Source organism: Paraglaciecola marina (assembly GCF_004360155.1).
Lineage (GTDB): Bacteria > Pseudomonadota > Gammaproteobacteria > Enterobacterales > Alteromonadaceae > Paraglaciecola > Paraglaciecola marina.
In genome coordinates this window covers 259,425-273,443 of sequence record NZ_ML178721.1, presented here as the reverse complement: position 1 = coordinate 273,443, position 14,019 = coordinate 259,425, and the positions used below count along the sequence as shown (strand labels likewise).

13 protein-coding genes and 2 tRNA genes are annotated in these 14,019 nt (G+C 40.3%); 10 read left to right on the top strand and 5 right to left on the bottom strand.

Annotated features, from left to right (window positions below; all coding sequences use genetic code 11):
* The first annotated feature begins 49 nt into the window (after positions 1-49).
* The 10 genes from EOK74_RS03255 to EOK74_RS03210 all read left to right on the top strand — a co-directional run bounded on the left by EOK74_RS03255 (position 50) and on the right by EOK74_RS03210 (position 7,223).
* Positions 50-126 (top strand) — tRNA-Asn (locus EOK74_RS03255).
* A gap of 51 nt (positions 127-177) precedes the next feature.
* Positions 178-254 (top strand) — tRNA-Asn (locus tag EOK74_RS03250).
* 167 nt (positions 255-421) lie between these two features.
* Positions 422-1,003 (top strand): electron transport complex subunit RsxA, encoded by a 582-nt coding sequence (gene rsxA, locus EOK74_RS03245; RefSeq protein WP_133468468.1) that lies wholly within the window; start codon positions 422-424, stop codon positions 1,001-1,003.
* Positions 1,003-1,572, top strand: coding sequence for an electron transport complex subunit RsxB (gene rsxB, locus EOK74_RS03240; protein ID WP_133468467.1), 570 nt, complete (start codon positions 1,003-1,005; stop codon positions 1,570-1,572). The genes rsxA and rsxB overlap by 1 nt, the downstream gene beginning before the upstream one ends.
* Positions 1,573-1,580: 8 nt before the next feature.
* Positions 1,581-3,839 carry an electron transport complex subunit RsxC gene (rsxC, locus tag EOK74_RS03235; protein WP_133468466.1) on the top strand — a complete coding sequence of 753 codons (2,259 nt, stop codon included), beginning with the start codon at positions 1,581-1,583 and terminating at the stop codon, positions 3,837-3,839.
* The gene (rsxD, locus tag EOK74_RS03230; protein WP_133468465.1) at positions 3,836-4,930 is read left to right on the top strand and encodes an electron transport complex subunit RsxD; all 1,095 of its coding nucleotides are present in this window, start codon (positions 3,836-3,838) and stop codon (positions 4,928-4,930) included. The genes rsxC and rsxD overlap by 4 nt, the downstream gene beginning before the upstream one ends.
* Positions 4,931-4,976: 46 nt before the next feature.
* Positions 4,977-5,657, top strand: a complete 681-nt coding sequence (gene rsxG, locus EOK74_RS03225; RefSeq protein ID WP_205964485.1) for an electron transport complex subunit RsxG — start codon at positions 4,977-4,979, stop codon at positions 5,655-5,657.
* Positions 5,650-6,348: an electron transport complex subunit E gene (locus EOK74_RS03220; protein WP_133468464.1), complete on the top strand. Its 699-nt coding sequence runs from the start codon at positions 5,650-5,652 to the stop codon at positions 6,346-6,348. The genes rsxG and EOK74_RS03220 overlap by 8 nt, the downstream gene beginning before the upstream one ends.
* A 29-nt stretch (positions 6,349-6,377) precedes the next feature.
* Positions 6,378-7,016, top strand: coding sequence for an endonuclease III (gene nth, locus EOK74_RS03215; RefSeq protein WP_133468463.1), 639 nt, complete (start codon positions 6,378-6,380; stop codon positions 7,014-7,016).
* A gap of 12 nt (positions 7,017-7,028) precedes the next feature.
* Positions 7,029-7,223, top strand: a complete 195-nt coding sequence (locus EOK74_RS03210; protein ID WP_133468462.1) for a YwbE family protein — start codon at positions 7,029-7,031, stop codon at positions 7,221-7,223.
* A gap of 19 nt (positions 7,224-7,242) precedes the next feature.
* On the opposite strand, the gene EOK74_RS03205 is transcribed toward EOK74_RS03210, so the two are convergent.
* Genes EOK74_RS03205 through EOK74_RS03185 form a run of 5 tightly spaced genes read right to left on the bottom strand, consistent with a single transcriptional unit; the run spans position 7,243 to position 13,875 of the window.
* The gene (locus EOK74_RS03205) at positions 7,243-7,713 is read right to left on the bottom strand and encodes a type IV pilin protein (RefSeq protein ID WP_133468461.1); all 471 of its coding nucleotides are present in this window, start codon (positions 7,711-7,713) and stop codon (positions 7,243-7,245) included.
* An 8-nt stretch (positions 7,714-7,721) separates the two neighbouring features.
* Positions 7,722-11,798, bottom strand: a complete 4,077-nt coding sequence (locus EOK74_RS03200) for a PilC/PilY family type IV pilus protein (RefSeq protein ID WP_133468460.1) — start codon at positions 11,796-11,798, stop codon at positions 7,722-7,724.
* 12 nt (positions 11,799-11,810) lie between these two features.
* Positions 11,811-12,392 carry a pilus assembly PilX family protein gene (locus EOK74_RS03195; RefSeq protein ID WP_133468459.1) on the bottom strand — a complete coding sequence of 194 codons (582 nt, stop codon included), beginning with the start codon at positions 12,390-12,392 and terminating at the stop codon, positions 11,811-11,813.
* Positions 12,389-13,246: a PilW family protein gene (locus EOK74_RS03190; RefSeq protein ID WP_133468458.1), complete on the bottom strand. Its 858-nt coding sequence runs from the start codon at positions 13,244-13,246 to the stop codon at positions 12,389-12,391. The genes EOK74_RS03195 and EOK74_RS03190 overlap by 4 nt, the downstream gene beginning before the upstream one ends.
* Entirely contained in the window at positions 13,246-13,875 is a 630-nt protein-coding gene (locus tag EOK74_RS03185) for a prepilin-type N-terminal cleavage/methylation domain-containing protein (RefSeq protein ID WP_275404651.1), read from the bottom strand. Before EOK74_RS03185 ends, EOK74_RS03190 begins: the two co-directional genes overlap by 1 nt.
* Positions 13,876-14,019 lie beyond the last annotated feature (144 nt).

Here is a 14,019-nt window from a genome sequence, read left to right as displayed (position 1 = left end):
GATGNAGCTTGATTTACTAAATCTTCTGTTTTGAAGTGACGATAGATGTTCCCCCTTAGCTCAGCTGGTTAGAGCGACGGACTGTTAATCCGCAGGTCCCCCGTTCGAGTCGGGGAGGGGGAGCCAATATCGCTGCAGACAATGAATTTGATAATTCATATTCAACACAAATTGAATTCCCCCTTAGCTCAGCTGGTTAGAGCGACGGACTGTTAATCCGCAGGTCCCCCGTTCGAGTCGGGGAGGGGGAGCCAATTCAAGCTTCTATTATGTAATCACAACCTTCTTTATTCTTATGATTTTAAGATTTTCTTCCACTATTCAACTTTTCCCAGTAAACATTTGAATATCAAGTTGTTAATAGGCTCTGAAATAAAGATAATGAGTACCCTATAACAACCTCAGGCACATACCACTTAAGATGAGTGAATTTTTACTACTTTTAATCGGCACCGTTTTAGTCAATAACTTTGTATTAGTACAGTTTCTTGGTTTATGCCCATTTATGGGAGTGTCAGGAAAGCTAGAAACGGCTATTGGTATGTCCATGGCGACAACATTTGTTCTCACCCTTGCCTCTTTATCTAGCTATTTAGTCGAGCATTATATTTTATTGCCCTTGGGTTTGGGTTATTTACGCACCTTAAGTTTTATTCTTGTTATTGCTGTAGTGGTACAATTTACAGAAATGGTAGTTCATAAAACTAGTCCCACCTTGTATCGTCTACTTGGAATATTTTTGCCTTTAATAACTACAAATTGCGCGGTGCTCGGCGTAGCCTTACTTAATATCAATCACGACCACAACTTTGTAGAATCTATTATTTATGGTTTTGGTGCAGCATTAGGTTTTTCTTTGGTTCTCATTTTATTCTCAGCTATGCGTGAAAGATTAGCGATAGCTGACGTTCCAAAACCCTTTAAAGGCGCATCTATTGGTATGGTTACAGCTGGTTTAATGTCATTAGCATTTATGGGCTTTACTGGCTTGGTGAAATTTTAATGTCATTAAGTTTCGCAATATTTACCGCATTATGCGCCATTGGGGTCTTAGCCCTAATATTTGGTTTGGTATTGGGCTTTGCCGCTGTAAAATTCAAAGTACAAGGCGACCCTTTAGTTGAACAAATAGATGAAATTCTACCACAAACCCAATGTGGGCAATGTGGTTACCCAGGATGTAAACCCTATGCAGAAGCTATTGCAAACGGTGATGACATTAACAAATGCCCTCCAGGTGGCGAAGCGACTATAAAAAAGCTCGCTGACTTGATGGGAGTTGAAGCTAAATCCTTAGATGCGGCCCATGGTACAGAAGATGTCAAAAAAGTAGCCTTTATTCGTGAGGCTGAATGTATTGGGTGTACTAAGTGTATTCAAGCTTGCCCTGTGGATGCTATTTTAGGTGCTGCTAAACAAATGCATACAGTCATAACTGATGAGTGTACTGGCTGCGATTTATGTGTGGCGCCCTGCCCTGTTGACTGTATTGATATGGTTCCCGTACCGCAAAGCACTGCGAGTTGGCGCTGGGATATAGATAAAAGCATACCCATTAAACAGGTGAAGTAAGCACAAGTATGGACAATAACTTTGATGACATTGTTAAGAAGCTAGAGAACAACGAGCTGTGGGATTTCCACGGTGGAGTATTTCCTGCTGAGCAAAAAACATTATCAAATCAAAACCTAATTGCACAGTTACCCTTATCAAAATATTTATATGTACCGGTAAAACAACATATAGGTGTAGAAGGCCAGGTGATTGTTTCTGAGGGGCAAGCTGTATTAAAAGGCGAGCCACTTACCCAAAGTAGCAACCCTTTTGCAGTACCAATACACGCCCCAAGCTCAGGAAAAATACTATCGATAGGCGAGCATGTTTCAGCCCATCCTTCTGGCTTACCAGAACTAACTATTAAAATAGAAACAGATCAACAAGATAGATGGCTCCCCCTCACTCCCATGGTTGATTATCAAAAACAGTCCAAGATGGACGTAATAGGTGCTATCTGTAATGCGGGGATCAGCGGCATGGGAGGAGCAGGATTTCCAACCCATATCAAAATAGGCACAACAAAACAGGTAGAATTTTTAATTATTAACGGCGTTGAGTGTGAACCTTACATTACGTCAGATGATAGATTAATGCGTGAACATGCGTGGCAGATTAGACAGGGTATAGACGTATTATGTCACTTGCTAAATCCGAAGTGTGTTGTTATCGCTATTGAAAAAAATAAACCCGAAGCGATAGAAGCCATGGAAGTGGCCTGCAAGGAAAATTCCAACTACCAAGTAGTTGATATTCCAACAAAATATCCTGCAGGTGGCGAGAAACAACTGATTCAAGTATTAACCAACAGGGAAGTACCGGCTAAGGGTTTACCTATTGATGTTGGCGTTATCATGCATAATGTAGGTACTTGTTTTGCGGTTTCTGATGCGATATTTTCAGGAAAGCCCTTAGTGCAAAGAGTTGTAACGGTAACTGGTGGAGCAGTCGAAACACCTGGAAACTTTTGGGCCCCGATTGGCACCCCTGTTTCACATTTATTTAATGAAGCAAATTACAATAGTAAAGCTCAAAAACAACCCCAAGCCATCATGGGTGGTCCTATGATGGGTTTTAGCATCACGGATGAAAGTGTACCTGTAGTTAAAACCACAAACTGTATTCTGTTACCCGACGCCAAAGAAAGCCAAACACGAAAAGAGCAAGCCTGTATAAGATGTGGCGCTTGCGCTGATGTGTGTCCTGCTAATTTACTCCCACAACAGTTATTTTGGCATGCTAAAGGAAAAGAATTAGACAAAGCTCAAGATTACAATTTATTTGATTGTATTGAATGTGGTGCATGTGCCTATGTTTGCCCAAGTGATATTCCTCTTGTTCATTATTATCGAGTAGCTAAATCTGAGATTAAGTTAGAACAAGACGAAAAAGTCAAAGCAGACAAAGCAAGAGAGCGCTTTGAAAAACGAGCAGCCAGATTAATAGCAGAACAAGAAGCGAGAGATGAAAAACATCGCTTAGCGGCAGAAGCCCGAAAACAAGCAATGTCTGATAGTGGTAATACTGCAAAAGATAAAATTGCAGCTGCTTTAGCAAGAGCCAAAGCCAAAAAAGAAGCTACAGCTAAGGGTATGAGTAATGCTGATGAGTCTATAGCCCCCCACAAAGCTAACGAGAATAGTGGCACCAAAGCTAGTTCTAACGAAAGAGTCCAAGCAGCCATTGCCAGAGCCAAGGCTAAAAAAGAAGCGGCACAAAAAGCGCTACAGCAAACTGAGTCAAAAACAGCTAATTTAGAGCCCACTGAAATCAGTGATACCGATTCAGCTGATTCTAAAGTAATGCTTCAAGATGCAGACGTAGCCGACACGTTAGACAATAAAGACAAACCGGCAATAGATAAAAAAGCCAAGGTAGCCGCAGCTATCGCTAAAGCAAAAGCTAAAAAGCTAGCTCAACAACGAGAAGAAAAAGAAGCCGAAAATAGCATTGGGTACCCTGATAACGCTAATAGTGCTGTAGAAAAAAATACTAAAGAGACACAATCAGACGATATCCAAGCTGAAAATTTAGCACTGAAAAAACAGCGTGTAGCCGCCGCTGTGGCTAAAGCCAAAGCTAAAAAACTTGCCGCCAATTCAGACCAAGTAATAGCGGATGACGTAACGACTAAACAAGATACGCTTCAGTCCCTAGATAAAGACAATAAAGAGTCACAAGGGCTAGATCAGAAAAAGCAAAGAATTGCAGCAGCTGTGGCAAAAGCAAAAGCAAAAAAGGCCGCAAAAGATGCTTCACAGAAAACAGAAGACGATAAATCATGAATTTTAAATTAGCCAGCTCTCCGCACCAACATGTCCGCAGAAACACCGGGCAGGTAATGCGAATGGTTATCTTAGCCTTGTTACCCGGAGTATTATTACAAACGTGGTTCTTTGGATGGGGCACGCTAGTTCAAGTAATGTTAGCCATTATTACAGTAGTGGTGACAGAAGCAGCCATTTTGGAGTTACGTAAGAAAGATTTTGAAAGTGCAATTAAAGACTACAGTGCAATATTAACAGCCGTGCTGTTGGCGATTAGTATCCCCCCTTTTGCACCTTGGTGGATAGTAGTTTTAGGCAGTTTTTTTGCTATCGCCATAGTAAAACAGCTATATGGAGGCCTAGGGTTTAATGTATTTAATCCCGCGATGGCTGGCTACGTAATGTTGCTTATTTCGTTTCCTGTACAAATGACTCAGTGGCTTCCACCTGCAGGGTTGGCACAATACAGTCATAACTTTAATGATGCCTTGTATGTTATTTTTACTGGCTTTAGTGTGGATGGTTTTAGCATTGCGCAATTAAAAACTGATTATGATGGTGTCACCATGGCAACGCCATTAGATACAGCAAAAACAGCCATAGCACAGAACCTAACCTACTCAGAAAGTATAGAGTTACCAATTTTTGATAGCTTAGTACCCGGCATAGGTGTGGCGTCTAGCTGGATAAGTCTAGGGTATTTATTAGGCGGTTTATATCTTATCAAGCAAAAAGTCATCAACTGGCACATCCCTGTAGGAATGCTGACCACTACTGTAGTTTGCGCAATTATTATGTCTATAGCTGACTCTGATGTTTACCCCTCAGGTATATTCCATCTATTAAATGGCAGCATCATTATAGGTGCGTTTTTTATTGCCACAGACCCGGTATCAGCCTGCACTACCAATAAAGGTAGATTGGTATTTGGGGCCGCAATTGGCTTTTGGGTTTACGTTATTCGCACTTGGGGCGGTTACCCAGATGCTGTCGCTTTTGCCGTATTAATAATGAATATGGCTGTGCCACTTATTGACTATTACACCCGACCTCGTACCTATGGTCACAGCCCTATTAAGACGAACAAACGGGGAATAAACGATGAGTGAGCATGAAAGCGAGCAAGTAGAGCAACAGCCAGAAACACCCACGACTATCAAGGATTCTATGGGGAAAAATGGCATTATTTTAGCCGTCTTCGCCCTTGTCACCACGGCATTAATATCAATTACTTATTTTGGAACAGTAGAACAAATAGCGGCTCAAAAACAAAAGAAATTATTAGATACGTTAAATGCAGTAATAGACAAAAGCTCATATGATAACCAAATTCAGTTTGATTGCGTTATTGTAAATTCAGCGCCTTTACTCGGTGATAAGTTACCAAAGCACATTTATCGAGCAACATTAAAAGGTGAGCCTACCGCAGTAGCCATTGAGACTACTGCACCTGATGGATATAGCGGAAAAATAGAGTTATTGGTCGGCGTAAAAACAGCATCAGTCCCAGGTGAAGCTATGGTAACTGGCGTTCGCGTAATCAAACACAAAGAAACCCCTGGTTTAGGTGATAAAATAGATTTACGAATAAATGACTGGGTATTATCTTTTAATGACAAAATCTATTCAGACGCCTTACTGTCAAATTGGGCTGTTAAAAAAGATGGTGGTCAATTCGATCAATTTACAGGAGCGACTATCTCCCCAAGAGCAGTTGTTAATGCAGTTAAAAAGAGCATCGAATATTACCTCGCTAATCAAGTAGATATTTCAAGCGAGGTAAATGGCTGCTCAATTACCCAGCAAGCCAGTCAAAAGGTTTCTAACGATGAATGAGCTTAAAGAGTTAACTTGGCAAGGTCTTTGGAAAAACAACCCAGCCTTGGTGCAATTACTTGGCCTATGTCCATTACTAGCGGTTACAGCTACGCTAACCAACGGATTGGGTTTGGGCCTAGCAACAACCTTAGTGTTAATTGGCTCAAATACTTGTGTATCCATTATACGAAACTGGGTCCCAAGCGAAATTCGAATCCCTATTTTTGTGATGATCATTGCTGCATTTGTAACCATAGTGCAACTCTTAATGAACGCATACACCTTTAAGTTATATCAAGCTTTAGGCATATTTATCCCACTTATCGTGACAAACTGCGCCATTATTGGCCGAGCGGAGGCCTATGCTTCTAAAAATACCATAGGAAAGTCAGCTTTTGACGGTTTCATGATGGGGATGGGGTTTACTTTGGTATTAATATTATTGGGTGGGTTTCGTGAGCTATTGGGTTACGGTACTTTATTTGATGGGGCGAATCTACTTTTAGGTGATTGGGCCACCAGCTTAAAAATTACCGTGTTTGAAACAGATAGTCCTTTTTTATTGGCTATTTTGCCACCAGGAGCATTCTTGGGTATGGGGTTGTTGATCGCCTTAAAAAATGTGCTCGATAATCACATGGAAAACATTTTTGCAGCTAACAAAAAATCAAAAGTAGTCGAACGGGCTAGAGTGACTACAGAAAGCTAGAAGAAAAGCAGCTAAATAAAGACCAAAACATGAATACACAAAAACGCCTAGAAATATTAACTCGCTTGCGAGATGCCAATCCTCACCCTACAACAGAGCTCAATTTCAGCACCCCTTTCGAACTACTTATAGCTGTGCTTTTATCGGCACAAGCTACCGATGTTGGGGTAAATAAAGCAACAGATAAGCTATACCCGATTGCCAATACTCCTCAAGCCATATTAGATCTCGGGCTAGAGGGCTTAAAGTCCTATATAAAAACTATTGGCTTATTTAACACCAAAGCAGTGAACACCATGAAAACCTGCCAAATGCTTGTAGACTTGCATAATGGTGAAGTGCCAGAGAGCCGAGAAGCCCTAGAGGCTCTACCCGGTGTAGGACGCAAAACTGCTAATGTCGTTCTGAACACAGCTTTTGGCTGGCCTACCATTGCGGTAGATACACATATATTTAGAGTATCTAACCGTACTAAATTCGCTATGGGCAAAAATGTTGATTTAGTTGAACAAAAGCTACTAAAAGTAGTTCCAGCTGAATTCAAAGTCGATGTGCACCACTGGCTTATTCTTCACGGTCGCTATACCTGTGTTGCTCGTAAACCGCGCTGTGGCAGTTGTATCATAGAAGACCTGTGTGAATTTAAAGATAAAACAAGTGACGATTAAAGGGGTATATCAATGGAAGGTAATGAACGTGCAAATATAAAAATAGGTGAAATGGTATCTATTGTATTGAAACAAGACCAAAGCAGTGGCAAGTTAACAGAAGGTTATGTAGCAAGAATATTAACAAATTCTCCACAACACCCCCATGGAATAAAAGTTAAACTAGAAGATGGCGCTGTGGGTCGCGTTAAAGCTATCCACAGCTAAAATTTAGTACTTTTGTAAGTTAGCAATTCCAACAATATTCATCGCTACCAATACTACCATTGTTGTTTTCGTCCCACGCTCTCCTGCCATCACTATAAAAGGCAAGCTTGCCATCTGAAGCCTGAAGGCTACCTGTAACAGGTCGAGCTTCAATAACATATGCACTGCCACTTGCTTCACTGATATATAAGTCATACTGACGGTCATCGTAGGGTTCATTAGATGGTGAATGTTGATGAAAAATCTCTGGCTTGCCTGTATCAGCAGATGACTCTGCCGCCGCTTTGTAGGTAAATGCTGCTGCTTTATGCCTTTCAAGAGCTGATGCTAAACTCATTAAATCAGCTTGTGCTGCACCTCGGTTGGTGCTTTTTATAAAGCCTTGATAACTTGGAAATGCAATGGCTGTAATGATCCCAACAATTGCGACTGTAATCATCAGCTCTACTAGGGTAAAACCTTTGTATTTTTGTTTATTATTTAATCTCATTTTATTAATCACTCTCTTTCTGTCTCTGTTTTCCAGCTACTTTGTTGCACTCTTTCAAAGTTGCTATATATATTTTCTGCAAGGCACTCGAAATCTGAACCACACTCAACTTGATTACCATCTTCGTCTAGCTCAATCACAGTGGATGCACACTCAGTACCTAAACAAATAACGGGGTTTATAATATCTTCTATTAAAATTTTTGTTTCTGGAGCGATACCTGTTTGCTTCAGCAGTGCATACCTATCTTCATGTTCTGTATACATATCATCATTGAGGTCGACTACTGCGTTACCATTAATGAGCTCAACTAAATATGCTCTGCTGTTACCTGTTGGTGGTGCACATGAACTTTCACTAGCGGTAGCGGGTAAATAAGTTGTAAAGATTACTTGGTAATCGAGTATCAATGGAGACGCTAATACCTTCTCTCCACCCGTGTCTAATCGTATATACCAACCATCTAATTCCGAAAACTCATCTGTAGCCAATTGCTGTGCTGCTGAGTCTGAGGAGGTAAGCAAGTGATCTGTTGCATCATATAAATCACTTAATCCAAAAGCTGCATTTGGATAAGTATAATATCCATCTTCATCAAAATTAAAAATCCCTGTATCTTTTACCATGTAAAAATGGTCATTAATAACATCATCTAATGGGTGAGCTCGGTAACCAGACCCCAGGGTAACCGCGTAATATAAATCTGAGCTAATATTAATTTCAGCTACATCAGGACCATAGTAGAAGCGCCTATTGTCTTCTTCAGTATCGCCACCAAAGTCTGCAAGTAAGCTACCACTAACTAAATCACTTACCGACTCACCGTTCATAATATCCAGTCTAAATAACTGTCCACCAGTATCGACCACATACATATGATCAGCCAATCCATCGTTGTTTCTATCAATAACAGAAATTCTAGCAGGGATACTATACTGCATATCATCTAAGATTAAGTCGGCGTCTTGCTTGCCTGCTGACCAAATCAAATCACCGCTATCAGCATCGACTATAAATACAGAATTACCAACTGAATCAGCACTTCGTACTGCTTTACTGTCTTGGTCTTCGTCGTAGCCACCACCAAATATCAAAACATTCTTTGTTGCCGATCCAACTTTAATTTGAGTCACAGTAGGTTTAGACCAGGTTTGACCTAAATTAGCAAAGTCGCCAACCCCACCATCAATTTTGAATAGTAGCTTTGGTGAGGTTTTGTTTGTGATATCGAACGCATAGTAATTGTCACCACCACGACGCATTCCAACATACAAATATATATTTGAACCTTCTGTACGTAATACCATGTCACCATCTAAGCCATATATATGACTAAACGTTGATGAGTCTTGGTATAGGTCATACAAGTTTATTAATAATTCTTTGGGGATAACGGCAAAATTTTCTTCACCTGTATCAGGATCAAATGAGTGTAAAAACCCATGATTAGTCGCCACTAACACTGCACTTTCAGTTGTAGAGTAGTTGACAATTACAGGCTGAGAATGAATAGGGTCGCCCATAGATAAACGAGCGTCAGTAGCGCTACCGTCATTGTCATCGTCTTTGACATCAACTCCCCTAGCCCACTTCAATAATACTTCACGGGTTTCCTCTGGATCTGCCGTTGTTGCTACAGCCAAATCATCAATAGTAATATCGCTATTATCTTCATCTAGCACATTAGTAGTTTTAACTATGGTACCGGTATCTTCAAAGGTATATACATTTCTTGGTAGGTCCATTTGTGCAGCCGTACCACCTTCACGTACATCATTACCATCTTCTAATACTGACCAATAACTATGTGCACTATCGTTGAAAAAGCCTGTGACACTATCAACGGCATTCAAGCCATTTTTATCGAGTATATCTGAGCCATCTAAGCGATAACGTTTTACATTACCTGGCCATAAAGATCCTTCTGCCGGCTTAAACAAAGCAAAATACAATTCATCATTATGTGTCAGCCTATTCAGTTGGTTAACAGCTACACCTGGCGAAACGAAGGTAGCATTAACATCTTTTACAGTCTTTAAAATGGATTGAAAAACAGTGACCAAATCTTCAGTGTTATCAGCTGTATAAAAATCCCCATTGCCATACAATGCAAGGTCACTCAAAAAGTCATTTGCAGTGTTACTAGCAGCAAAACCAATCGTATGGGTGAACACTCTGGTTTCAATTTTAGAGTCATCGCCGTCACCAATGTTCTTTACAAGGTCGACCCCACACTCTTCACCGCCACTACCAGAGCATGACTGTCCTAATAAGGACTCAATTTCACCCACACTGTGATTGTAGTTAGCTACACCGTCTGACAGCAATACAATGTGATTATTAGTTTGACATACTTTATCAACTACTGGGCTGATGTATTTAGCGCCACTAGGAATATACTCATTTACACAATCACTACTACTGAGGTTATCTTCACTACATCCATTAGGTAAAACTGAGTCACTACCAATGTATGAAAGACGGTGACTTACCCTAGTATTTTTCCTCACAGTTGTAGAAACGCTACTTTGGCCTCGGGTTAAACCATAATAAACATCTAAGCCACCGTAATAACTAGCCGCCTCATATAAGGTATCGACGATTGGAGTGAAACCACTGGCGGCAAGTGAGTCTACCTGACTAATTAGATATTCTCTTACAGTAGAGGTACTTCCCGGTGTAGCAGTCCCTTCATATTCTATAATTAAACGAACTGTGCCAGAAGGTTTCCCATTGTAGGTATACCCACCTCGAGTACCAACGAAGTCAGAAAAAATAAACACCATGTCATTGCCAGACTCCCAGCCTGAACGGCTTACAATAGTTTCGACAATTGAGGCAACAGAAGGGCTCTGATAGCTATAATTTTTTGTCCACTTTGAAATATTTGTCCAAGCTACCGGTGCCGTTTTACTTTTATTTTTTAAAAGGTACCTAGAGTAGCTCTGAAAGCTACTAGGGTCGTCCTCATCTGCACCGGATATATTGAAACTTGCAGTAGTTGAAGAGCTAGTTTGATAAGCCGTGAACTCAAGGTAGGCATTCGAAATAGTCGCTCCTTGTGGCAGAGCTACATTATTAAAGCGAACTGCAGCATATGCGTTGGAACTTGATTTAAATGTAAGCTCGGTTCCTGTTGACTCATAACCATCATTACGCTCTTCAGCGTTATTATCTTGTGAAGCCACTTGATAGCTTAAGCTCCCTTTTACACAACCTGTTGCCGTGTCGTCGTCGTAGATCACCACTAACTGAGGCCCTAGACCATTCCCTTCTTCAAAAGCAGTTGATAATCTTGCACTACTTGAAGTAAGACCTTCCCCTTCCACAATAATATTTAAAGAGTTACCTCCGCACCAATCAGACTGATTTACAATTTCTTGAATCACACTGCTCAAGTCTGGACTTGAAGTGGTTTCACCTGAAACGGGCCAGTCATTGTCATTTTCCCATAAAACTGAACTACTGGTTTTTGTACGATTAGAGATATCATTGTTTGCTGCAGTAAAGGTCGTTGAATCTCCAGTCAGTTCTCCGCTGAATGTTAGATTAGTGGCACTACTATCAAAATTTTCAGAATTAAATCGAATATAAGCATTGGTAATGGTTGCACCAGTAGGGATATTAAGAGCTTGGAATCTTAAACCCAAAGTAACTTTGTTTAAGCCTTCAGACATTTTTAAAGTGTCATTGCTTGTATCAACATATGAGGATAACTCATAAGCATCATCAGTGCCTTGTATGATTGACGTAATTATTTCAGGAGATACAGGATCATCAATAGGTCTAACCGGATATAAAACCGGTCCGCCGTAATCTGAAAAACGCATTAAACCAGCATTAATATTCGTCACTGAGTTAAGGGTTTCTTTAAGGGCATTCTGAACCCGCAACATCCTAGTTTCAGTGGTTCCATCTTTACCAGTCATACTGCCCGACGTATCCATTATAAACAAAACATTTGGGTCGTAAGTAACCTCACTTCCGGCGGTACCTAAATAAATTTCTAAGTCATCCGCTAGGGTTATAAAAGAGCATAATGAGCATGTTAACAACACAACTCTGAATATTTTATTAAAGGTCATATTGTTTTCCACTTAGTTAGTTGCCGGAGCAAAAACAGATGCGTTTACAGAATTTGCCACTGCATAATTACTGTCTTCTAGCTGCCCACATCCTTTGACTATAAATACATGGCAACTAATGTTACTGCCACCTATGACATTGCTAGAGCCAACACAAGGTTGCTCCCTTACAAAGGCAGCCCTAGACCAACTATTTACATTAGGAGAATCAGAGTAATTACCTTGAGCAACATGTTGTTGGCCTTGAGTTAAGCCATCTTTTGTGAGGCTTCTATTTGTCCATGTGGCATCTTCAAAACAACTCAATTCTTGAATTTCTAAATCAAGAGGTACCCCAGACCGAGCCTCTGAGAGAGGGTCATTTAAATCATCATCACTGAGAATAACTTCATCTTCTGACTCAAACATAACGCCAGCGATGGCAGATTCTGCTGCATCAAAGGCTAGAGAGCGACTTTGCATAGATGAAGCCATTTTACTCTGCATTAAACTGCTTGAAACTGAAGAAACGCCCAAAATGGTCATACTCATTAATATTAAAAGAGCAAAAACCATGACCATGCCAGACTGTTTTTTAAGGGATAAATAATTCATATATTTCTACTTCGAATAAAGTTTTTGCTATTACGCAAGGTGATAGTGGTTTCAAATTGTTTATAAAGCCTTTGCTCTGAAGGTTGGATTGAATCTTCATTAAATAATTTGAAGAAAGGAACGGGATCGATTAACACTTCTGAGTCGGCTTTCAACAAAATGGCTAAGCGAATAGCAACAACTTGCGCGCCTGCGGCTTTTTCCGCTGCTAATGTGTCAGCGTCAATGAACTTAACAGGCCGTGCTGAATTATCTTGTGAGGCTAAAGTATCTGTGATGCCATATTGTACTTGAAAGCTGTAAACGTCATCTAAAATAGCATAGGGATCATTTGTCGATACTGACCCTTTCAGGCCTCTTAAAACTCTGCCGTCGTATCCCCGGCATTTTAAAGTAGCGTCCTCAACGAAATATTCGTTAACAACATAAAATTCTTCATCAGCTAGATAACTATGCTTATTTCCATGACAGTCTTCTAACCCTTGAAAGCCAACCATTAGAATGTCATTGGATCCATTTGCTCCTTCAATCGAACCTTTTGTTGCTGCATTTGTAAAATCTCCAACCACAGGCACTGGATTATTTAACACAAAAGCAGATTCAACGATCGTATCAACGTCAGTGTTGAGGTTGGGTTGTAAGGTGTCATAACGCCCCGTCATCAATAACTCATTTCGCATCCTAGAAATAATAAAACGACCATTCTCTTGAGCAGAGCCTATAGCCCTATTTAAACGCTCTGTCATATTATTGCTTACCATTACTTGAATAATAGATGAAGATATAATTAAGCCGAGAACAAGAGCAATCATTAACTCAATTAAAGTAAAACCCGATTGCTTACGTCTCCCCATCACAATGTCACCTCTATCAAGACACAATCATGCGGAGTACTTTTGTTGGCATTACAGTCACTATTAACCGTGCGCTCAATGTTTTGCCAGTTTTCAACAGGCCAAGTTAATTTCACTATATGTTTAGAGCCCACACTACATGCGACCGCATCACCATTGTCATTATCTTCACAGCTTAAAGATATCTCTAAATCTGGATTAGCTGCTACAGCAGAACATGAAACTTCATATCCATCAAACTCAGCTACTTCAGCTTCTGTACAAGTATTATCATTGCAGTTTGGAATAGCTGATGGCCGCTCAAGACAGTAACACTCATGGGGAAGACCAGAGGTACAGCTCAAGGTCTCAAAATTGTAGATATCTTCATCGAAATAGGTATTGTCAACAATCAACCCATTTCCTACCGCAGAAAACGTAGCATTGGCCCGCAATCTCTCTGTTAATTGTTGAGCAACTAATACAGATTGGGAGCGGCTCAACGCTTCTGAATTAGTAAAAGAGCCAACAAACTGCAAATATGCCACACCTAACAAGCCAACAGATAATATGAACAAAGTCACTAGCACTTCGATCATACCAAGCCCATATTGAGCATGTTTTGAATTTGTCGCTTGTTTGTTTTTCACAGTCCACTCTCAAATTAAAATAAAAGGCATGCATACCCGGTCTTACTTAAACTATGTTATCTAATATTTTTAAATTTAAGTTATGAGGTGTCGTCTAAAGGTATAAAATTTGATTTAACCAAAATTTATCTTAAGTAATAAACA

Coding starts and splice junctions, on each gene's coding strand:
- EOK74_RS03195 (WP_133468459.1), bottom strand. CDS start 12,392: ATGAATTATTTATCCCTTAAAAAACAGTCTGGCATGGTCATGGTTTTT.
- rsxA (WP_133468468.1), top strand. CDS start 422: ATGAGTGAATTTTTACTACTTTTAATCGGCACCGTTTTAGTCAATAAC.
- nth (WP_133468463.1), top strand. CDS start 6,378: ATGAATACACAAAAACGCCTAGAAATATTAACTCGCTTGCGAGATGCC.
- rsxB (WP_133468467.1), top strand. CDS start 1,003: ATGTCATTAAGTTTCGCAATATTTACCGCATTATGCGCCATTGGGGTC.
- rsxC (WP_133468466.1), top strand. CDS start 1,581: ATGGACAATAACTTTGATGACATTGTTAAGAAGCTAGAGAACAACGAG.
- rsxD (WP_133468465.1), top strand. CDS start 3,836: ATGAATTTTAAATTAGCCAGCTCTCCGCACCAACATGTCCGCAGAAAC.
- EOK74_RS03200 (WP_133468460.1), bottom strand. CDS start 11,798: ATGACCTTTAATAAAATATTCAGAGTTGTGTTGTTAACATGCTCATTA.
- EOK74_RS03220 (WP_133468464.1), top strand. CDS start 5,650: ATGAATGAGCTTAAAGAGTTAACTTGGCAAGGTCTTTGGAAAAACAAC.
- EOK74_RS03190 (WP_133468458.1), bottom strand. CDS start 13,246: ATGGGGAGACGTAAGCAATCGGGTTTTACTTTAATTGAGTTAATGATT.
- EOK74_RS03205 (WP_133468461.1), bottom strand. CDS start 7,713: ATGAGATTAAATAATAAACAAAAATACAAAGGTTTTACCCTAGTAGAG.
- EOK74_RS03210 (WP_133468462.1), top strand. CDS start 7,029: ATGGAAGGTAATGAACGTGCAAATATAAAAATAGGTGAAATGGTATCT.